This window comes from Dolichospermum compactum NIES-806 (assembly GCF_002368115.1).
In the GTDB taxonomy this organism is placed as follows: Bacteria; Cyanobacteriota; Cyanobacteriia; order Cyanobacteriales; family Nostocaceae; genus Dolichospermum; species Dolichospermum compactum.
On sequence record NZ_AP018316.1, the window covers coordinates 3,176,032 to 3,195,585 of the forward strand.

Genomic DNA, 19,554 nt, shown 5'->3' on the forward strand with positions numbered 1-19,554 from the left:
GGAAATAAAAACCATAAAGTTTGTAGAGTGAAGGATGAATTTTTTATCCTTCATTTTTTTGTGATGAATCTTAATATTTATCTTCTTTATCCCCACATCTTGTACACTACTTGCGGTTAAATTAGTAGTGCAGATGGAAAAGACGCTAAAGAATATCAAGAAAAAGATGTTAATAACGCTATCAAAAGAATAGAAGAAATTAAAAAGATTCAAGAGGAAGAAGAAGAATGAGCTATCATTACACGGTAATTATTCAATGGTCTCAAGAAGATAATTGTTTTGTTGTCAGTCTGCCTGAATGGGGGGAGTTTTGTCATACACATGGAGACACATATCAAGAAGCTTTAGACAATGCTCAGGAAGTCTTAGAAATGTTAATTGAATCTTGTTTACAAGATGGTGAACCCCTCCCAGAACCAAAAACTTTAGGTAAGTCTTTATCAGCAGCTTAATTTTTAGGAGACTTACACAAATGGTACAAAATTTCATCCTTCATTTTTTTGTATTGGCAACCAATCATCTAAAATTTGTTCTAGTGAACCAATGAGGATAAGAGGGAATATATCCAGGGGAAGTTGAGAGCGATCGCTTGCTTCTAATCTAGCATCTTGATAACATTCATCAAATATTTCTAAAATGTAAGGTTTTAAACTTGGACTATCTTTAAGAGAATTCTTAATCTGTTTGCGAAATGTCCTAATTTCCCCTAACCAATGTCCTTGATTACGTTCTCTTTCACTATCCCAACATTTGAGTTTTAGTAGATGGACAAGCAGCTTAGTTAATAAATTTTCAATTGCTCGTTTCTCACTTCTACCCATAGTTTCTAGTTCTTCTAATAAATTCTCTAAATCAACAGCAGAAAATTGTCCTGTGCGAAGTTGGTTAATGGTTGTTCTTATCCACAGGTAATAATCTTGATCGTATAAGGTTTGAGTTGTGGGTTGTGTTGATGTAACCATATACTGGTGAGGATTTTACTATTTATTTTATTTTAGCTTAATTTAGTGATTACTGTTATTAATTGAGTTGCCGGTTTTACAAACTTGTTTTATGCTGAAAATAAGAGTTTATAAAATCAGCTTATATGTCAAATTTATCCAATTATGCCAACAGCAAAGCAAAAGCTCGTTGCAATAACTGTCGTGGAGAGGTAAATCATGATATTCTTCATGAGATTAAAGTACCAGATGGAGAAGTATATTATTCCTCAGAGTTTTGGGAAACAAAGAGATACGCAGTGCTACGTTGCTGTGGATGTGAAAACGTTATCTTTAGATTAGAAGAAGATTCTGCTGATCACGGATGGCCTACATACTACTACTATCCACCATATATTCATCGGCAGCAGCCAATTTGGTTGAATAAATATAGTAGAAATGATGATCTGCAAGATATTCGTAGTCTTATGAAAGAAATTTATGCAGCACTCCATGCTAATTGCATAAAACTTGCAACTATGGGTATTAGAGCTTTAATTGAGCATATAATGATTAAAAAAGTTGGAGACAATCAAACATTTACAAAAAATCTGGATGAGTTCGCAAACCAAGGATATATCTCAAATGAGCAAAAGAAGATTATTACAGCAGTTATAGAAGCAGGAAATGCTACTATTCATCGTTCATATTCTCCATCTTTAAAAGAATTAGAAAACTGTATGGATATTGCAGAAAATCTCATTGAAACTATTTTTATCCATTCAAATCAAGCTAAAACTTTCTCTGAGAAGATACCACCCCGTCCATCCAAATCAAATGATGTCAAAAGTTAATGAGTTCGTTATCTTTATTACTCTTAAATGATAAGACAAAATTAATTACACAAAATTGGGGCTGAAACTCCTGTTTGACAAAGAAGTTTATGGTTAGCTGTTGATGTGTTTTCCTTACCTCACAATGGTTTGAGGCTTATTTCCTCTTCAAAAATGTTTAAGTCTCGTTCAGTAAATCATAAAATTCTGTTTCAGTGATTTGAAATTTCCCACCCAATGTAAGCCGATCCCAAAATCAATACTATTGCCAAAGCCCTGAAACCCTATTGATATCGTCACGATTTTATTGGGTTTCAGACATATTTTGGAAAATTGGCAATAGTATTGCAAAATAGTATCTAGACTTCAGCCTCTGTCTTAGTGTATACTAACTACAGCACTTTGCGTAACAATTAGGTACAAGAATTTAGGACATACAATTACATCAAATGGAAAATGAGCTATGGACTGTACTAGATAGACACGCAAAGTGCTTTAATTTAATTCTACTCTTAGAATAGAAGTAAAAATAGTAAATAGTTAAGTGATTTTTTTAAGGTTTTTATGCAAAAGCGTAAGTTTTTTATAGCTTCAACTTTAATACTCTGTGGGACAGTAATTTTTGCTGCTTTTCACCCAATTGAAGTGTCAGCAAATAACTGTGATAATGAGCGTTGGTATTTCAAGAGGTCTTGTGAGCAAGACAATTTTGTCCGTCGAACAAATGAATATGTTACGTACTTTAACACAAATCAGGACAATTTTATTGTCTGTGATTATTATTCTAAAGGAGTAGCTGTTAAAATAAAAGTTAAACTACCCAATCAAACTTGCTATAATGCATCTTCTTACTGGTTAGAGCGTCAAAGATTAAAAGTCAATAATCGCTTAAGTATACCAGGCTTTTTTCAATCAATTTGGGGAGATTTATTAAATTTGATTGGCAATATTGCTAATACTTTCAATGAATTATTCTCAATTATTTATTTCTTTAATAGACCAGCTAATTTAGTTGATTTGTTTGGAGCTATATTCAATCTTGGAGTTTCGATTATTATCTTCGTTGTAACTCTTATTATTCTAGTTACTTCGTTATCTTTGCTGTATTATGTATTATTGTATGCAAAAGGATGTTTTAAAAAACAAGAATAAAGTTATGTATAGTATTAACATTGAATTTGATCTATCTTAACCTTATGCACAAGAATACTATATAGCGATCGCTTATCCTAGAAAATAGATAAATACCTTATCTTCCTATTGAGGTCAGTTAACATGGATATCAGTGTAACTTTAAATGAAATCAAAGCCCTGAGTATTGCAGATAGAATTCGGATTGTACAAGATATTTTAGAAAGTATCGCAGCAGAACAGGCTTATCCCGATTTAACAACAGCACAAAAACGAGAACTTGATCGTCGGATTAGTGATTATGAAGCAAATCCAGATAATGTCATGACATGGGAGGAAATTAAATCGTCAATTAGAGGACAACAATGAATTATGTCCTAGTTTTTCGTCCAGAAGTTCGTGAAGAACTGGATGATGCGTATAACTGGTATCAAACTCAGCAAACAGGACTTGGTGATGAGTTTTTAGACTGCGTGGATAATATGCTAAATCGGATTTGTCAAATGCCAGAATCCTATGCAGTTGTGTATCTTGATGTTCGACGAACAGTGGTGCGACGTTTTCCCTACGCTATATACTACCGAATTGTGTCAAGTCGTGTGATTGTGACAGCAATTTTTCACAGTCGAAGAGATCCAAAATCATGGCAAACGCGAACCTAAAAAACAGAAGTTAATCGTAACAGCCTAATTATTAATTAACAGAGCGCGACCTAGGAATCGCTTTCTGTGGGGTTAAAGTCGGTAATGCGATCTCAAAGTCTATCAATTGGCATTATTCACTCAAATTCTTTGAATAGCTTCGTATGATAAGCCAGTTGATTCTGCAATAATTTCTATGGCTATATTTTGCTCTTTCAAAGCTTTAGCAACTTTCTCAATACCGGACTTCTCACCTTCTTCAAAGGCTGTATCAAATACATTTTTCACCTCTAAATACTGCACTAAACTCTTCTTATATTGTTCATAGCCAAAATCTGTATAAGGATTAAAGTATTTTGCAGCCATAACTACTCCTTCAAGATTATTTTAACGAAATACTCACTGAATAACTTTAGAAAACTCTGTTTAATATTTCCTGTATAGCACAAAAAATGGGCGTAAGTCTATCAATTGGCATGATTAACTCAAATTCTTTGAATAGCTTCGTATGATAAACCAGTTGATTCTGCAATAATTTCTATGGCTATATTTTGCTCTTTCAAAGCTTTAGCAACTTTCTCAATACCTTTCTCAATACCTTTCTCAATACCTTTCTCAATACCAGCTTTCTCACCTTCTTCAAAGGCTGTATCAAATACATTTTTCACTTCTAAATACTGCACTAAACTCTTCTTATATTGTTCATACTGCTCCACATTTAAGTGAGATATTTCCGCTATTTCAAACCCTTTTTTAAATATTGGTTCATTTAATATCGCGGGTATATGATTAAAACTTTCTAGATTCTTCAAAAAATACAGCCATTTATCAAAATGCGTTATTAATTCATTCTCTTGTTTATTGAATAACGGCATTTGTAGAAATTTAAAGTTTAACTTATCAAAGAAAATATCACCTCACGAATGGGGAATGTGGAATAGAATAAGGCTCTATCTTTGAAATGCTTGATTTTTGCTTTTTGCATTTCCACAATAAACTTATCACCAGTTTTACTTTCGCAATAAATATCAAATATGGCTTTACGTTCTGCTATGGTATCAGCTAGATTTTCTGGATTTTTAAAGGTTAATTGTTGAATTTGATGATGTATTGGTAGAAGTTGGTTGAGAAAATCAATGAGTAAATCTTTACTGCCTTCTTCACAGAACAGTTTCTTAAAACCGAAATCTGTATAAGGATTAAAGTATTTTCCGGACATAACTACTCCTTCAAGATTATTTTCATGAAATACTCGCTGAATAACTATGTATTTAGAAAACTCTGTCTAAATATTTCCTGTATACCACAAAAAATGGGCGCAAGTCTATCATTTGGCATTATTCGCTCAAATTCTTTTAATAGCCTCGTATGATAAGCCAGTTGATTCTGCAATAATTTCTATAGCTATATTTTGCTCTTTCAATGCTTTGGCAACCTTCTCAATACCCTTCTCAATTCCTTTCTCAATACCAACCTTTTCACCCTCTTCAAAGGCTGTATCAAATACATTTTTCACTTCTAAATACTGCACTAAACTCTTCTTATATTGTTCATACTGCTCCACATTTAAGTGAGATATTTCCGCTATTTCAAACCCTTTTTTAAATATTGGTTCATTTAATATCGCGGGTATATGATTAAAACTTTCTAGATTCTTCAAAAAATACAGCCATTTATCAAAATGCGTTATTAATTCATTCTCTTGTTTATTGAATAACGGCATTTGTAGAAATTTAAAGTTTAACTTATCAAAGAAAATATCACCATCTTGATCTTTTAGACAGACATCGCGCCTAAATTTAGATGTTGTATTTTCGTCATACTCGAAATCTAAAATGGCGATAAAATAGACGGGTAGTAAAAAGAAATTCCAATCGCCTTTTTCCGACTGTTCACGAATGGGGAATGTGGAATAGAATAAGGCTCTATCTTTGAAATGCTTGATTTTTGCTTTTTGCATTTCCACAATAAACTTATCACCAGTTTTACTTTCGCAATAAATATCAAATATGGCTTTACGTTCTGCTATGGTATCAGCTAGATTTTCTGGATTTTTAAAGGTTAATTGTTGAATTTGATGATGTATTGGTAGAAGTTGGTTGAGAAAATCAATGAGTAAATCTTTACTGCCTTCTTCACCGAACAGTTTCTTAAAACCGAAATCTGTATAAGGATTAAAGTATTTTGCAGCCATAACTACTCCTTTACGATAATTTTAATGAAATATTCGCTCAATAACTATGTGTTTAGAAACTTCTGTCTAATATTTCCCATATAGCACAAAAACCTAATTTTTCATGCCCATTTTCAAACGCTTTAGAGGTTGTTTGAAAAGTATTAGATGAAACTGAATCAAATAGTAGAAATTCCTCCCATCAATCCCATCGTCATAGAACATCGTCTACATCAGTTGACCTGTAATGGATGTGGTACTAAAACTCGTGCAGTATTACCAGAAGATGTGAACCCAAGTGGCTACGGAGTAAGAGTAGTAGCACTAGTAGCATTGCGATAAAGGGGGCTGTTGGTAAACTGCGATCGCACACTATTCTTTTAGCCAATGCTTCATCTAAGGTCAAGGCACATGTGAGAGGATCAGAAAATGTCTAAGGCTGGTCAAATAACTCACAAACTGCGGGAACTTGGGCTTCACGCGATCGCCCTTTTACTCCTTCAGCAAGCCCTAAATACTAAATCCCATTGTTCGCTATTTGCTAACCTTCGTGCCAGTTCTCTACCATTACCAATGCGTTCTACCTGATGACCTGCCAAATATGAGTTTATTTACCCCATAACCCATATAAATAAAGGGTTTCATTGTTTTTGATGCCAAATTTATATCAAATTCACCGATGAATTAACGTAAAATCCTTACGGTATAAGGATTTTAGGGTTTGACAAAATTATTTAGCATAGTAAGTACCGAAGAACCAAATAAAATCTGTTCAATTGAGAGTTTATACCTCTTTGCGTAGATTGACAATTAAATAACTGTTGTGTACACAAGTTGCACAATCAAAATTGTTATAAAGCTGACAACAACTCGATTTATTCCCATTTATTTTTTAAAATTTAGACAATTAGCATTGTTAAAACCATTCACCTTCCGCCTATTGCACTAAAATTAGTAAACACCTAGCTGAGTTGTACAAACTTTTGAAATTAGGAGTGCATACGTGCCAACACCTGCCAAATATTTGCTGGTTGGATCAGTTGAAGCTTACAGTGGCAAATCTGCAACAGTTTTAGGTTTGTCTCATCAGCTAAAACAAAAAGGTTTGGATATTGCTTATGGCAAACCTTTGGGTAATTTTGTCAAGACATCTGCCAGAACAGTAGTTGAAGAAGATGTCCAGTTCATTACTCATCACCTTAACCTGCCAGACAACCGCATTGCTCCCACTTTATTATCTTTGGATGAAATTACCGTCCAGAAACGCTTACAGGGAGAAGACACAAATAACTATCAACAGTTACTAGTACATCAGTATTCACAAATACCAAAGAGTAATTTGGTACTGTTAGAAGGTCCGGCTAACTTATCGGAAGGAAATTTATTTGGATTATCCTTGCTGGAACTGGCAGAAAAATTAGATGCGCCTGTACTCTTAATTAGTCGTTATCAATCACTGACTTCTGTTGAGTCATTGTTGTTTGCTAAACAGCAATTAGGTGAAAGGTTAATGGGTGTCGTGATTAACGAAGTCCCTCACGAACAATTAGAGGTAGTTCATACACTCTTACGCCCATTCTTAGAAAAACAGGGGATTTCCGTCCTCGCAACATTACCCAAAAGCGATATCCTCCGCAGTGTGAGCGTCGGGGAATTAGTCAAGCAGTTAAACGCGGAAGTCCTTTGTCGGAGCGATCGCCTAGATTTATTAGTCGAAAGTCTGGCAATTGGGGCGATGAACGTCAACTCCGCCGTCAAATACTTCCGCAAACGTCAGAACATGGCAGTAGTCACAGGAGGCGATCGCGTTGAAATTCAACAAGCAGCCTTAGAAACATCTACCCAATGCCTCATCCTGACTGGACAACTGCCACCTCCTCCATTTATCCTCAACCGGGCCGAAGAGTTAGAAATCCCGATTTTATCAGTGGATTTAGACACTCTCACAACAGTAGAGATCATCGATCGCACCTTTGGTCAAGTCCGCGTCCATGAACCAATTAAAATAGAGTGCATTCGCTCTCTTATGTCTGATCATTTTGATATTGACCGCTTATTATCCCAATTGGGATTCAATCCAGCGGCAGCATTATCATAAAATTGTCCAGATTCCCTTGATTTATCAGAATCAGCAGCGTAAATCCCCTTAATTACTCCTCAACTGGTTTATTTAAAGGTATTTGTTCTGGCAATGCTTCCCCAACTGGTTTAACTTCCTCAACAGTCAGATCAGATTTTTCGGCTGCTTCTGCCGCCAATAACTCCGATATCACTGAATTTGGGGAACTTACTTCTGGCGCACTTGCCATTTCGCTAGTTTCTTCTCTGGCAATCACCACCTCAGTTTGAGTGATCTCTACCACAGTTTCAGTTTCTCCTGTGATAGACGACTCGGAAATCACCACCTCAGTTTGAGTGATCTCTACCACAGTTTCCGGTGCTGTTGGTGGAATTACCTGTTCTTCCTTTATGACAGTGGGTGGAGTTGGTGCTACTTCTACCACCTCCAACATAGAAGATTGAGCAAAAGTCTCTTCAGACGAAGTTTCAGTTGTAATTGCTGGGGTAGCAGTTACCGACTCATCTGGTAATAATGATGGTGGCGTTGCTTCAGTTCCATTTGTTTGCAAAATCTCTGCGGCAGTTTTAATTACAGGCTTTTTATTCACAGTCTGCTGTATTTTCGCCTTAGCACCACCAAACACACTAGCAACAAAGCTTGATAACTGTCCAAATTTCTCTTTTACAGAAAACTTTGACATTTGTTCTTGAAAACTCACCTTAATTAGCTCAGGACTGGGGAGAGGAGTTTGTTGTCCTGCGGGGGCAAGTTGTCGCCGCAATGAAAGGGTTTGTGCCACAAACCATACCAACATTGCCACACTAGCTACATGACCTAGTAACAGCCCCCCAGTAATTCGAGATGCAAAAATCCATAACACTAAAGCGTAGAATAGTCCAACACCACTCCAGATAAAATCATTCTTGCGATGGATTTCTGGAAACAAGAAAGCTGATAGATAAATGGCGAGACTGCCAACAGCAACTACCAACGCTAGAAAATAAGCCAGCATTTTTTAATACCCCTTGCTATTTAATTCAAAGAAAGACGCTGTAGTGATATTTAGTGTTGTCGCCTGTAAAACTTGACTGTAACAATCAGCTAACCATGCAGTATCTTCAGCTTTTTTGAGTGTTGGGAGAAATGCGTTGAGTGCTGCACGGCTAAGTCCTTTACCCGTCTCTTTATAAGTCTCAATAGATTTATTCAGAGCATAATTCCACCACCAACGAGCGCAACTAAAGGTTTGGGCTAATAGTATTTGCTGTTCTTTAGATGGGTATAACCGGACTAGTACCGCTTTGTGTAGCACTTAAATCACCTCCTTTGATATATCTAGTTTAGCAGGATATATTATTCCTGATAAAAGTGTCATACAAATACATAATATTGGAAAAACCTCAAATGTTCTCTGCCCTTACGGCGATTTAGCTAAAATCAATTATTGATCTGGGTGATGATTTCTTCACTTCTACAAAAACTCTTAATATCTTCTTTAGGAGTGAAGCCAAAATCTCGGACTACCCTTAAAGAGAAAGGATCTGCACGAGAAAGAGCCAAACCCAAACAAAAGATTTAAACTGAACTATGACACTACAAAGCTTTGGTGTGATTGGATTAGCAGTTATGGGCGAAAACATCGCACTTAACGTAGAAAGAAATGGCTTCCCAATTGCAGTTTACAACCGCTCTCGTGAAAAAACCGATGCCTTCATGGCGCACCGCGCCCCAGGACGGAACGTTAGAGCCGCTTTTAGCCTCGAACAATTTGTCGCCTCATTGGAACGTCCCCGCAAAATTTTGGTGATGGTACAAGCTGGTAAGCCTGTTGATGCGGTAATTCAACAGCTTAAGCCTTTACTCCAAGAAGGTGATATTATTATTGATGGTGGTAACTCTTGGTTTGAAGATACCGAAAGACGCACTCAAGAACTAGAACCCATCGGTTTACGCTATATCGGTATGGGTGTGAGTGGTGGTGAAGAAGGAGCTTTAAATGGACCTTCTCTCATGCCCGGTGGAACAAGAAGCTCCTATGAGTACCTATCCCCCATTTTCAACAAAATCGCGGCTCAAGTTGATGATGGTCCTTGTGTAACCTACATTGGTCCTGGTGGTTCTGGACACTATGTAAAAATGGTTCACAACGGTATTGAGTACGGCGATATGCAATTAATTGCAGAAGCCTACGATTTGCTGAAAAATGTGGCTGGTTTAAGTGCAGCACAACTCCACGAAGTGTTTGCTCAATGGAATACAACTGACGAACTCAACTCATTTTTGATTGAGATTACAGCCAATATTTTCCCCTACGTAGATCCAGAAAGCAAGATTCCTCTCGTTGACTTGATTGTTGACGCAGCCGGTCAAAAGGGAACTGGTCGTTGGACTGTACAAACTGCTTTAGAATTGGGTGTAGCGATTCCGACAATTACAGCAGCGGTAAATGCTCGAATTCTCTCTTCAATTCGAGATGAACGGATTGCTGCTTCTAAGGTCATCACTGGACCAAATGCTAAGTATGGTGGCGACATTGGGGCTTTTGTGAACATGGTGCGTGATGCTCTCTATTGTTCCAAAATCTGTTCTTATGCTCAAGGTATGGCGCTGTTATCTACAGCTTCCAAAACTTACAATTGGGAATTAAATCTGGGCGAAATGGCGCGGATTTGGAAAGGTGGTTGTATTATTCGGGCTGGCTTCTTGAATAAGATTAAGAAAGCATTTGACGAAAATCCAGCTTTACCTAACTTGTTGTTAGCACCTGAATTTAAGCAAACAATTCTGGATAGACAAGCTGCTTGGCGGGAAGTAATTGTGACTGCGGCTAAGTTGGGTATTCCTGTACCTGCTTTTAGTGCTTCTCTAGATTACTTCGATAGTTACCGCCGCGATCGCTTGCCACAAAACTTAACTCAAGCACAACGCGACTATTTCGGTGCTCACACCTACAAACGTACCGACAAAGAAGGATCTTTCCACACCGAGTGGGTTCCCATTGCTGAAGCTCAGAAGTAAGACACTTTTGGTTAGGCTTTCAAGTTAATTCTTGTTGTTAATTTCGGCAAAATTCACTGTAGGGGCGGGGTTTCCCCGCCCTTCTAATTAATATCATCTAGAAATACTTGTTTATTCTCATCTATATCTAATTGTTGTAAACATTTCGCAAAATCTAACAATGATTTATTTTTTCTCAGAGTCTGGTTATTAATTTCAATATATGCTGCTATTTTAGATGATTGGCTTTCTTCATATTGCCGTTCTTTCAAATTTTTGGGTTTATCTTGGAGATTAGGATTATGCTTAATTAATATTTCGCGTTATAACTTTACTAAACATTCCTTGACACCATTTCCACCTGATTCAGCTTCTGCTATCAAATCTGTTTGTCCACGTTGTTTACTATTAGCGAATTTTATCCATTCTTGATTATTTCGATGATCAGCATTTTTTGTGAAAAAGCAGCATATACCCAAATAATCAACTAATAACCAAGCTTCAAGTTCTTGAACCATAGGAAAATATTTCACTCTTCCTTTAGATAATTGTGCGATCGCTCTTTATGATGAGATAATTTATACAATTTATAATAATACAACCATCCTGTTGCCAGATAGTGATAACCCTAAGTAAGCGGCCATTAGGACCATGCCACTGACTTTTAACAGTAAACTGAGTTCCATAACCAGTTGGGGTAACATCTGCAATTTCAGGACATTCCACAGCTTTTATTTTATTATATCACTCTTGAGAACTTCCCAGTTATATAGGTTATATCCGGCTAAAGCCAAATATCCTGATTTATCACTTTTAGGCTGATACACCAGTAAGTATTTTGTGATCTTAGCATCCTGAATTACTAAATTTGATAGTATTGTCAATACCTTGTCCATTTCCTGTAGGTTGGGTTAAGCGACAGCGCAACCCAACGCATTTGTTGGGTTTCATGCTAATTGCTCCGCAATGCTAACGCGAACAACCCAACCTACAAATCAAGGCTTTTTCTAATTTGGACAAGGTATTGATTGTCATAACACTTATGTATAATGATTTTATCTTTACTATCAAGATAGTAAACTGAGTATGAATATTCTGAGCAACTTAAATGATATAGTTAAGACATAAAAATGTAAAATAGCTAATATATTCCCTAGTTTTATCCATCTCAATTAAAATCCAAATAGAGGTGACAATGGTTTTACAATTAGTCAGACACCAATTTACAGTTAAGCAATTTCACCAAATGGCTGAATCTGGTATTTTGTCAGAAAATGATAGATTAGAATTAATTCGGGGGGAAATGATTGATATGTCACCTATTGGGACAAGACACGCAGGTTGTGTTCTATTTTTAAGTAACTTACTAATTTTGCTATTAGGAGGACGGGCTTTAATTAATGTACAGAATCCTGTAGAATTAGATGAAACTTCTGAACCCCAACCAGATATAGCATTATTAAAACCACGTCCAGATTTTTATAGAAATTCACACCCCCAACCAGAAGATATATTTTTGTTAATAGAGGTTGCCGATACAACTGTAAAATATGATCGGGAAGTGAAAATTCCTTTGTATGCAGAAGCAAATATTCCTGAAGTTTGGTTAGTAGATGTTAATCAAGAAGTTGTAGAAGTATATCGAAATCCTCTCCAGGGAGTTTATCAAGATGTACAGAAGTTAGTAAAAAATGAGATTTTATCAATTTTAGCTTTTCCTGATGTGCATATTAATGTGAGTGAAATATTTTAAAAATACAAAAATTACTAAGCTTATTGACAAAGTACCATTTTGATGTATGAACCAATAAATCTGATAAATGGTGTTGGGTTTCCTTGCGTCAACCCAACCTACAATAACTCAACAGACAAATACTACTTAACAGGGATAGAATCAACATCCACAGTTTCGCCAGCGGCAGGGGTATGATTAGCGGGATTGGTGGTACTATTTTCTACAGTCCCTTTTTTTGCCTTCCAACCATCAAGAACTAAGGAAGAAACTTCGGAAACAAATAAACTCAACAGTAAAACATCGTCAATTTGACCAATAATAGGAATAAAATCTGGAGAGATATCTAAGGGGCTAATTAAATAGGCTACAGTGCCGATAATTATCCACCAACGGTATTTAGGATTGCGTAGTGTGTTCCGATACCATGTATAAAGGGATTGAATTGAGAAGTTCATACTCTTAACCTCCAGTGATTTTTTTATTTTGGCAAATAATCATCTAAACTCCCGGTGGGAATAACCGCCATATTGTGTATAGAAGATGTTACTCCTGAGTAATTAATAAGAAAAGTTTGTGAGTCATACAAAACTCTCTAAAATGAAAATGCCTTGACTACTCGGAATGGAGAGAGGAAACCTACACAGTGGATATTTTAGATTTGTTTAAGAAGGGCGGGCCTGCTATGTGGCCTTTGCTAGTTTTATCAGTCCTATCACTAAGTGTGATTTTTGAACGTCTATGGTTCTGGTTACGGATTCTTGCCCAGGAAAAAGAAATAGTCAATCGGGTTCTGGATGCTGCTGGTGAGGATTGGGGAATCGCTGAAGCAATAGCTGAACAATCTATAAAACAGCCCGTTGGCAGGTTTTTATACGCACCTTTAAGCTTACAGAAAAGTGATCCAGAAACCTTTAGATTAGCGCTAGAATCTACCGCAGCCGACGAGATAGCGGGAATGCGTCGAGGTGAAAAACTTTTAGAAGCTGTGATTGCCCTTTCACCACTGTTAGGATTATTGGGGACAGTTTTAGGTTTGATTCGTTCTTTAGGTGCAATTCGCATTGGTGATTTGGGAACTGAATCTACAGCCGGTGTCACCACAGGGATTGGGGAATCGTTAATTAGTACAGCAGCCGGGTTAATAGTAGCGATCGCCAGTTTAGTATTCTACCGCCTATTTCAAAGTTTTGTTGTTAACCAAGTTAAAATTTTCAACAAAGCCGGCAATGAATTGGAACTGCTTTACCGTCAATATCCTCCCGAACCTAAAATAATTAACACAGACAGATTCTCAAAACGCACCTCTACAAATTTCGATTCATCTTCTCAGTTAGAATCAAAAACATTTATTCAAGAACCAGAAAATGAGCCAAATGATCCAATTGATAATTACGGGTTAAACCTTATAAATTTAGCAGATTCGCCCGATAACAAGGGTGATAATGCCAATTTGAACTCTGGAGAAAAACAAGAACATGAAAGTTAAGCTAGACACCCCCAGTGAAGACCTTCAGATTCAAATTATCCCCCTAATTGATGTTGTTTTTTGTATTCTGACATTCTTTCTCTTAGCAGCTTTACAATTTACCCGTCAGCAAGCAATTAATGTTGACTTACCCAAAGCTAGTACAGGCGAAAATTCTGCGGCTAATTCCCAAATCAAAAGCAAAATATTACCTGTAACAATTGATGCTATTGGATTAACTTACATCGAAAAAGAACCTGTGAAACGGGAGGAATTAGAAGCACGTTTAAAACAATACATCCAAACAAATCCAGACGGGATTTTAGTATTGAATGCGTCGCGGACAGCTACTTATAACGACGTAATTCAAACCTTAGACTTGCTGAGAAAAGTAGGAGGAAATCGTGTATCTTTGGGAATTATTCCCGGTTCATCTCAACCCGTGACAAATTCACCCAACTTTCCTACTCCTCCCATACCTAATAATCCCACCACCCCAGAAATTAACTCACCGGAAAATTTGAGGTCTTTACCACCGATTAACCCAAATTCTTTTCCCACACCTGGGAATGGAATTAATCCCGGTACTTTACCTCAAACACCTGTAACACCAGGAACAAATAATTCTTCTCCTCAAAATTAAAACCATTTTGTGAGAAACTTTCGATATTTTTTCCCCATATTTTCCTTAACAATTAGGAAGTTATGGGGATATTTTTAGGTAAACTTAGAAAATTGCATCTAGGAGAAAAATCATGAAAGCAATATTAATGACCGCATTAGGTAAACCAGAAGTTTTACAACTACGGGAAGCTCCCCAACCCATACCCACAAATAAAAAAATTTTAGTCAAAATTTTTGCTGCTGGTGTTAATCCCATTGATACTAAAATACGTCAAAGGGGGACATTTTTCCCGGAACAAATGCCAGCTATTTTAGGATGTGATGGTGCAGGTATAGTAGAAGCTGTGGGTAATGATGTCCAAAAATTTGGCGTTGGTGATGAAGTATATTTTTGCTATGGTGGTTTGGGTGCAAGTCCAGGCAATTATGCTGAATATATCATTGTTGATGAAAGATGTGTGGCATTGAAACCCAAATCTATTTCTTTTACAGAAGCAGCAGCAGCACCTCTGGTTTTAATTACTGCTTGGGAAGCTTTATATGAACGGGGAAGACTTGAACCAGGAGACAAGGTATTAGTTCATGCTGGTGCGGGTGGTGTTGGTCATGTGGCTATTCAATTGGCTAAACTCAAAGGTGCTGAAGTAGCGACTACGGTTAGTTCACAAGAAAAGGCTAATTTTGTCACTCAACTTGGTGCTGACAAGGTGATTTTTTACAAAGAAACTGATTTTGTTGAATCTGTATTAGATTGGACTAATGGTGAAGGTGCAGATTTAGTTTTTGATACGGTGGGTGGGGATACTTTGGAAAAATCTTTTCCTGCGGTGCGACTTTATGGCGATATTGTGACTATTCTAGAACCAAAAGCTAACACTGTTTGGAAAGTTGCCAGAAACAGAAATCTCCGCATTGGTTTAGAATTAATGCTCACACCTTTATTGTTAGGAAATGTGGAATCGTTAATACATCATGGGGAGATTTTACAAGAATGTGCTAATTGGATAGATGCAGGGAAGTTAAAAATTGAAGTTAGTCAGACCTTCCCTTTAGCGTTAGCAGCAAAAGCACACGCTTTAGTGGAAACTGGTTCGGTACTGGGTAAGGTTGTTTTATTGAATTAATCATTAAGTAGGGAATTTGTTGAGATTATTTTGTCACTTTAGCTATTTACAAAGATGGGATTTTGCGCAACTTTGGCAAATAAAAAACACAGTTAAAAAAATAAACTTATTATCTGCGGAATTAGGAAAAATCATCATATCTAAATCCGCAGTAATATTGTTTGTTTGTATATTTGCTATATTTTTATCTCCTGTTTCTACTTTTGCAGTTCCCAATGAACCCATAACTCTAACTTGGGAATTATTACAAGAACGAGTTAAAACACCAATTTTACGAGATGGTAATTTAACTGTAGATTTAAGAAAAATGGTGATTGATTTACGTCCAGAAAATGCTATTTTTCGGGATAATTTTTATCAATTACTCAGAAAAGAATTACAAAAAACTGGGGCGACGGCTTTGGGTTTAGATTTGAGTAATTCTGTAATTGAAGGTGATTTTTATGGCAGTGATTTGGGTTTAAGAACTCCTCTTTATGCTCAAGGAATAGCCCAAATTTTCACACATACAGAACAGGAACAGTTAGAAAGTTTACGTTCAATATGTTTGCAATCTTTAGCAAGAGCTTTTCCTAATGCTAAAGATTGTAAATCTTTGTTGAATAATCAGCCTAATAATTCTAGTAGTATTGCTGTATTTCGTGGGGCTTTAATCATGGTAGAAAGTCGTTTTAATGGGGAAGTAAAATTCCCGAATACGTTCTTTCTCCAATCTGTAAATGTTCAAGGAGCAAATTTTTTAAACCCTACTAATTGGGATGAATCTAGATTTGGCAGAACTGTGAGTTTCAATGGAACTATTTTTCACGCACTGAGTAGTTTTCGAGGTAGCATTTTCTTTGAAAAAGCCAACTTCCAAAATATTAAGTTTCTAGATGCTGCTGATTTTCAAGGTGATGTATTTTGTGAGGATGTAAAATTTAATCAAGGAAAATTTCAACAAATAGTTAGGTTTAATAGTAGTTATTGGCAGAAAAAATCTGATTTTTCTAGTGCTATTTTTAATAATCAAGTTAATTTTAATCAGGTGAATTTTCATCAATCTCTATTAATGAAAGATGCTATTTTTAAACAAGCTCTAATTTTTAGAGAATCTGAGTTTAATGAATCTGTGGATTTGCAGAGTGCAAGTATTCTTAATCAAGCTGATTTTAGTGATGTCAAGTTTGCAGCAACCGCTTTTTTAAATGTTTCTGGATTGGTTTTTAATTCTAATCAAGCAAAAATTTTAGGTAATGTTGGCGAAATTGGTAAAAAGTTGATTGTGCAAACATTACGAGGTAATCAAAATATTTTGCGGAATTTAAGTCAAAATTTTCGGTTACAACAGCAGGTTAGTGATGCAAATCAGTTGGAATATACAAAACAACGGTTAAGATTAATTGAATTAAGTCATCAGTTGGTAGCTATCAATATTAATACTGCTGCTGTGAATAGGTTAATAAATTTAGGTTTCTCTCCAACTCAAGCGGCGGAAATTAATCAATATCGTCAAATCAAACATTTTCGGAATATTAGCGAGTTACTAGTTTTACCTGATGTGGATTTGGACATATATAATCAGTTAAGTGAGAAAATTGTTGCTACTGAACCTCTAGTTTTGAGTGGGTGGGTACTTAAATCTTTAAATTGGTTATTGTTGAGTTTATTATTGTTGTTAAGTGGTTATGGGACAAATTTTTGGTTAGTATTTGGTGTGGGTGGTGTAGTTATTTCCTGTTTTGGTGTATTCTTTTGGTTAGTTGATCGTTGTCGTCGTTTGTCTCCTGTAGCAATTATTCCTAGATATTATGAAACTGTTTGTATATTATTTAGTTTTATTGGTTTAATATCTGGTAGTCTATTAGCAATTTTTCGGAATTCTGGTAGTCCTTGGTTAACTTTATTATGTTTATTTATGATTATTTTTCCCCTACCAGGGATTTTATTGTGGCGACTTTATAAACAAGGACGTTATCATGATTTAATGGATATCTCTTATTTTCGAGAAGATGGAACATTAAGACAGCTAAGATTATTAATTGGGAGATTACCCGTGATTCCTAGAAATCCTAGTTTTCGGGAAAGATATATGCCGCTATTATGGGATAGGCGTTGGAATTGGCTGAATTATTATGATTTTAGTTTGAATAATTTGGTAAGATTAGGATTTAATGATATTCGGTTACGTGATGAACATTTACCAGGAATTATTTCTATTTTGGCTTGGTATCAGTGGAGTTTAGGATTACTTTATATTATTCTCTCTGGCTGGACTCTTTCGCGGACGATTCCTGGGTTAAATTTATTAATTTATCTCAAATAAATTAAAGATCCCTAATTTGTTGAAAAATCCAGGGATCTTTGTGAAGAAGAATTGCAAATAACTATACATATTTTCCTTGATTTATGTAGCAACAAAAATTAATCTACTGCTTTAATCAATCCACTAAACCCATCAAATACATGACCGATTTGTTTACGATCATGATCGTCTAATCCTTCTTTTGATAATAGGCTAGTACCGCAAGGCGTTCGTCAAAAGTCAAAAGTCAAAAGCAATATTGGGCAAGCTTTTTGGCGATTAAGAATGGTTGATTTATTTACGCCGTGCTGTACTAGACATGAGTAGCTGCTGATCTTGTTTTGTAATTGTGCGAATGGAAAATATGCGTTGTAAGACTGTTTCCAATAATATTGGAGCGGAGTTATTATGATTTTGCATATTCTTGATCACGAAGTTTATTTTTTATCGGTTATAAAACTAAGGTATATTAATTCAGAGATTTTTGTATTAGCATCCCTACGGAATTATCAAAAATCAGTATCTGTGGATTTTGTGCATTTATCAATAGACAGGTTTTCGGTAAAATTACTTGTTAGTTCAATTAATTAGAAAGTGGATAGTTTATGACGATAGCTAAAATTGGCATCATTGGTGGAAGCGGGTTATATAAGATGGAAGCGCTGAAAGATGTGGAGGAAGTAGAGATTTATACCCCTTTTGGTTCACCGTCGGATGCGATTATTCTCGGAACTTTAGAGGAAACTCGCGTGGCGTTTTTAGCGCGTCATGGTCGTAATCATACTCTGTTACCTTCTGAGTTGCCATTTCGGGCTAATATTTACGCGATGAAGCAATTGGGGGTAGAATACTTAATCTCTGCGAGCGCTGTGGGTTCTTTGAAGGCTGAAGCTAAACCTCTGGATATGGTAATTCCTGATCAGTTTATTGATCGAACCAACAATCGCATTTCTACGTTCTTTGGTGAGGGGATTGTGGCGCATATTGCTTTTAGTGAGCCGATTTGCCAGAATTTGGCTGGGGTTTTGGGGGATGCGATCGCTTCTTTAAATTTACCAGATGTCACGTTACATGATGGTGGTACTTACGTATGTATGGACGGACCGGCTTTTTCCACTAAGGCTGAATCTCATCTCTATCGAAGTTGGGATGCTACGGTAATCGGGATGACAAATTTACCCGAAGCGAAGTTAGCCAGGGAAGCGGAAATCGCCTATGCAACGTTGGCGCTGGTGACGGATTATGATTGCTGGCATCCCGATCATGATAGTGTGACGGTGGAAATGGTAATTGGTAATTTACACAAAAATGCGGTAAATGCACAAAAGGTAATTCAAGAAACTGTGAAGCGGTTGAGTGCAAATCCCCCTGCTAGTGAGGCGCATTCGGCTTTGAAGTATGCGATTTTGACGAATTTAGCAAATGCACCAGCAGCAACTAAGGAGAAGTTGGCTTTGTTATTGGAGAAGTATTTGTAAGGGAATAGGGGATTGGGGATGAGGGTAAAACTAATCCTGCTAATTAGAATTGACGATGGCGATCGCCATATTCTGGATGTTAAAGTA

At 36.4% G+C, this 19,554-nt stretch carries 22 protein-coding genes and 3 pseudogenes; 15 read left to right on the plus strand and 10 right to left on the minus strand.

Annotation, left to right across the window (positions count from 1 at the left end; genetic code table 11):
- The first annotated feature begins 227 nt into the window (after positions 1-227).
- Positions 228-452, plus strand: a complete 225-nt coding sequence (locus CA730_RS14990) for a type II toxin-antitoxin system HicB family antitoxin (RefSeq protein WP_096668454.1) — start codon at positions 228-230, stop codon at positions 450-452.
- 33 nt (positions 453-485) lie between these two features.
- Here the strand turns inward: CA730_RS14990 and CA730_RS14995 are convergent, their stop codons facing one another.
- Positions 486-962, minus strand: coding sequence for a DUF29 domain-containing protein (locus CA730_RS14995; protein WP_096668456.1), 477 nt, complete (start codon positions 960-962; stop codon positions 486-488).
- 125 nt (positions 963-1,087) lie between these two features.
- On the opposite strand from CA730_RS14995, the gene CA730_RS15000 reads away from it, so the two are divergent.
- From CA730_RS15000 to CA730_RS15015, 4 genes are all read left to right on the plus strand, one after another.
- Positions 1,088-1,774 (plus strand): DUF4145 domain-containing protein, encoded by a 687-nt coding sequence (locus CA730_RS15000; RefSeq protein ID WP_096668458.1) that lies wholly within the window; start codon positions 1,088-1,090, stop codon positions 1,772-1,774.
- A 543-nt stretch (positions 1,775-2,317) separates the two neighbouring features.
- The gene (locus CA730_RS15005) at positions 2,318-2,905 is read left to right on the plus strand and encodes a hypothetical protein (protein ID WP_096668460.1); all 588 of its coding nucleotides are present in this window, start codon (positions 2,318-2,320) and stop codon (positions 2,903-2,905) included.
- Positions 2,906-3,028: 123 nt separating this feature from the next.
- A complete protein-coding gene (locus tag CA730_RS15010) occupies positions 3,029-3,253 on the plus strand; it encodes an addiction module protein (RefSeq protein WP_096668462.1) in 225 nt (74 codons plus the stop codon).
- Positions 3,250-3,546, plus strand: coding sequence for a type II toxin-antitoxin system RelE/ParE family toxin (locus CA730_RS15015; RefSeq protein ID WP_096668464.1), 297 nt, complete (start codon positions 3,250-3,252; stop codon positions 3,544-3,546). Before CA730_RS15010 ends, CA730_RS15015 begins: the two co-directional genes overlap by 4 nt.
- Before the next feature lie 120 nt (positions 3,547-3,666).
- Here CA730_RS15015 and CA730_RS15020 read toward each other — a convergent pair.
- The 3 genes and pseudogenes from CA730_RS15020 to CA730_RS15030 form a co-directional block, all read right to left on the minus strand.
- Positions 3,667-3,852, minus strand: a pseudogene (locus CA730_RS15020) (Rpn family recombination-promoting nuclease/putative transposase); the annotation flags it as partial.
- A 158-nt stretch (positions 3,853-4,010) separates the two neighbouring features.
- Positions 4,011-4,744 (minus strand): annotated as a pseudogene (locus tag CA730_RS15025) (Rpn family recombination-promoting nuclease/putative transposase).
- 126 nt (positions 4,745-4,870) lie between these two features.
- Positions 4,871-5,719, minus strand: a complete 849-nt coding sequence (locus CA730_RS15030; protein WP_096668466.1) for an Rpn family recombination-promoting nuclease/putative transposase — start codon at positions 5,717-5,719, stop codon at positions 4,871-4,873.
- A 147-nt stretch (positions 5,720-5,866) separates the two neighbouring features.
- On the opposite strand from CA730_RS15030, the gene CA730_RS26465 reads away from it, so the two are divergent.
- From CA730_RS26465 to CA730_RS15045, 3 genes are all read left to right on the plus strand, one after another.
- A complete protein-coding gene (locus CA730_RS26465; RefSeq protein ID WP_096668468.1) occupies positions 5,867-6,040 on the plus strand; it encodes an IS66 family transposase zinc-finger binding domain-containing protein in 174 nt (57 codons plus the stop codon).
- 87 nt (positions 6,041-6,127) lie between these two features.
- Complete coding sequence (locus tag CA730_RS24450) at positions 6,128-6,286, plus strand: hypothetical protein (RefSeq protein ID WP_157749986.1); 159 nt, start codon at positions 6,128-6,130, stop codon at positions 6,284-6,286.
- 415 nt (positions 6,287-6,701) lie between these two features.
- Positions 6,702-7,796 (plus strand): phosphotransacetylase family protein, encoded by a 1,095-nt coding sequence (locus CA730_RS15045; RefSeq protein WP_096668470.1) that lies wholly within the window; start codon positions 6,702-6,704, stop codon positions 7,794-7,796.
- A gap of 52 nt (positions 7,797-7,848) precedes the next feature.
- Here CA730_RS15045 and CA730_RS26470 read toward each other — a convergent pair whose 3' ends face one another.
- Together CA730_RS26470 and CA730_RS15055 are read right to left on the minus strand one after the other, a co-directional pair.
- Positions 7,849-8,772, minus strand: a complete 924-nt coding sequence (locus CA730_RS26470; protein WP_096668472.1) for a Ycf66 family protein — start codon at positions 8,770-8,772, stop codon at positions 7,849-7,851.
- A 24-nt stretch (positions 8,773-8,796) separates the two neighbouring features.
- A pseudogene (locus CA730_RS15055) lies at positions 8,797-9,072 on the minus strand (helix-turn-helix domain-containing protein); the annotation flags it as partial.
- Between the two features lie 275 nt (positions 9,073-9,347).
- On the opposite strand from CA730_RS15055, the gene gndA reads away from it, so the two are divergent.
- Entirely contained in the window at positions 9,348-10,778 is a 1,431-nt protein-coding gene (gene gndA, locus CA730_RS15060) for an NADP-dependent phosphogluconate dehydrogenase (protein WP_096668474.1), read from the plus strand.
- A gap of 83 nt (positions 10,779-10,861) precedes the next feature.
- On the opposite strand, the gene CA730_RS24455 is transcribed toward gndA, so the two are convergent.
- Genes CA730_RS24455 through CA730_RS24460 form a run of 3 tightly spaced genes read right to left on the minus strand, consistent with a single transcriptional unit; the run spans position 10,862 to position 11,483 of the window.
- On the minus strand, positions 10,862-11,029 hold the full coding sequence (locus CA730_RS24455) for a hypothetical protein (protein ID WP_157749987.1): 168 nt from the start codon (positions 11,027-11,029) through the stop codon (positions 10,862-10,864).
- Positions 11,030-11,080: 51 nt separating this feature from the next.
- Positions 11,081-11,275 (minus strand): hypothetical protein, encoded by a 195-nt coding sequence (locus tag CA730_RS15065; protein WP_096668476.1) that lies wholly within the window; start codon positions 11,273-11,275, stop codon positions 11,081-11,083.
- Between the two features lie 22 nt (positions 11,276-11,297).
- On the minus strand, positions 11,298-11,483 hold the full coding sequence (locus tag CA730_RS24460) for a hypothetical protein (RefSeq protein WP_157749988.1): 186 nt from the start codon (positions 11,481-11,483) through the stop codon (positions 11,298-11,300).
- 469 nt (positions 11,484-11,952) lie between these two features.
- Between CA730_RS24460 and CA730_RS15070 the strand changes: the two genes are divergently transcribed.
- Positions 11,953-12,510 (plus strand): Uma2 family endonuclease, encoded by a 558-nt coding sequence (locus CA730_RS15070; protein ID WP_096668478.1) that lies wholly within the window; start codon positions 11,953-11,955, stop codon positions 12,508-12,510.
- A 122-nt stretch (positions 12,511-12,632) separates the two neighbouring features.
- Here the strand turns inward: CA730_RS15070 and CA730_RS15075 are convergent, their stop codons facing one another.
- The gene (locus tag CA730_RS15075; protein WP_096668480.1) at positions 12,633-12,947 is read right to left on the minus strand and encodes a YkvA family protein; all 315 of its coding nucleotides are present in this window, start codon (positions 12,945-12,947) and stop codon (positions 12,633-12,635) included.
- Positions 12,948-13,135: 188 nt separating this feature from the next.
- On the opposite strand from CA730_RS15075, the gene CA730_RS15080 reads away from it, so the two are divergent.
- The 5 genes from CA730_RS15080 (at position 13,136) to CA730_RS15100 (ending at position 19,467) form a co-directional block, all read left to right on the plus strand.
- Entirely contained in the window at positions 13,136-13,978 is an 843-nt protein-coding gene (locus CA730_RS15080) for a MotA/TolQ/ExbB proton channel family protein (protein ID WP_096668482.1), read from the plus strand.
- Positions 13,968-14,600: an ExbD/TolR family protein gene (locus CA730_RS15085; protein WP_096668484.1), complete on the plus strand. Its 633-nt coding sequence runs from the start codon at positions 13,968-13,970 to the stop codon at positions 14,598-14,600. The genes CA730_RS15080 and CA730_RS15085 overlap by 11 nt, the downstream gene beginning before the upstream one ends.
- Positions 14,601-14,712: 112 nt before the next feature.
- Positions 14,713-15,705, plus strand: coding sequence for a zinc-dependent alcohol dehydrogenase family protein (locus CA730_RS15090; protein ID WP_096668486.1), 993 nt, complete (start codon positions 14,713-14,715; stop codon positions 15,703-15,705).
- Positions 15,706-15,721: 16 nt separating this feature from the next.
- Positions 15,722-18,010, plus strand: a complete 2,289-nt coding sequence (locus CA730_RS15095; RefSeq protein WP_096668488.1) for a helix-hairpin-helix domain-containing protein — start codon at positions 15,722-15,724, stop codon at positions 18,008-18,010.
- 584 nt (positions 18,011-18,594) lie between these two features.
- Positions 18,595-19,467: an S-methyl-5'-thioadenosine phosphorylase gene (locus tag CA730_RS15100; RefSeq protein ID WP_096668490.1), complete on the plus strand. Its 873-nt coding sequence runs from the start codon at positions 18,595-18,597 to the stop codon at positions 19,465-19,467.
- Positions 19,468-19,554 lie beyond the last annotated feature (87 nt).

Excerpts from the sequence above, each read along its gene's own strand:
- CA730_RS14990 (WP_096668454.1), top strand. The coding sequence starts at position 228 with ATGAGCTATCATTACACGGTAATTATTCAATGGTCTCAAGAAGATAAT.
- CA730_RS14995 (WP_096668456.1), bottom strand. The coding sequence starts at position 962 with ATGGTTACATCAACACAACCCACAACTCAAACCTTATACGATCAAGAT.
- CA730_RS15000 (WP_096668458.1), top strand. The coding sequence starts at position 1,088 with ATGTCAAATTTATCCAATTATGCCAACAGCAAAGCAAAAGCTCGTTGC.
- CA730_RS15005 (WP_096668460.1), top strand. The coding sequence starts at position 2,318 with ATGCAAAAGCGTAAGTTTTTTATAGCTTCAACTTTAATACTCTGTGGG.
- CA730_RS15010 (WP_096668462.1), top strand. The coding sequence starts at position 3,029 with ATGGATATCAGTGTAACTTTAAATGAAATCAAAGCCCTGAGTATTGCA.
- CA730_RS15015 (WP_096668464.1), top strand. The coding sequence starts at position 3,250 with ATGAATTATGTCCTAGTTTTTCGTCCAGAAGTTCGTGAAGAACTGGAT.
- CA730_RS15030 (WP_096668466.1), bottom strand. The coding sequence starts at position 5,719 with ATGGCTGCAAAATACTTTAATCCTTATACAGATTTCGGTTTTAAGAAA.
- CA730_RS26465 (WP_096668468.1), top strand. The coding sequence starts at position 5,867 with ATGAAACTGAATCAAATAGTAGAAATTCCTCCCATCAATCCCATCGTC.
- CA730_RS24450 (WP_157749986.1), top strand. The coding sequence starts at position 6,128 with ATGTCTAAGGCTGGTCAAATAACTCACAAACTGCGGGAACTTGGGCTT.
- CA730_RS26470 (WP_096668472.1), bottom strand. The coding sequence starts at position 8,772 with ATGCTGGCTTATTTTCTAGCGTTGGTAGTTGCTGTTGGCAGTCTCGCC.
- gndA (WP_096668474.1), top strand. The coding sequence starts at position 9,348 with ATGACACTACAAAGCTTTGGTGTGATTGGATTAGCAGTTATGGGCGAA.
- CA730_RS15065 (WP_096668476.1), bottom strand. The coding sequence starts at position 11,275 with ATGGTTCAAGAACTTGAAGCTTGGTTATTAGTTGATTATTTGGGTATA.
- CA730_RS15070 (WP_096668478.1), top strand. The coding sequence starts at position 11,953 with ATGGTTTTACAATTAGTCAGACACCAATTTACAGTTAAGCAATTTCAC.
- CA730_RS15075 (WP_096668480.1), bottom strand. The coding sequence starts at position 12,947 with ATGAACTTCTCAATTCAATCCCTTTATACATGGTATCGGAACACACTA.
- CA730_RS15085 (WP_096668484.1), top strand. The coding sequence starts at position 13,968 with ATGAAAGTTAAGCTAGACACCCCCAGTGAAGACCTTCAGATTCAAATT.
- CA730_RS15090 (WP_096668486.1), top strand. The coding sequence starts at position 14,713 with ATGAAAGCAATATTAATGACCGCATTAGGTAAACCAGAAGTTTTACAA.
- CA730_RS15100 (WP_096668490.1), top strand. The coding sequence starts at position 18,595 with ATGACGATAGCTAAAATTGGCATCATTGGTGGAAGCGGGTTATATAAG.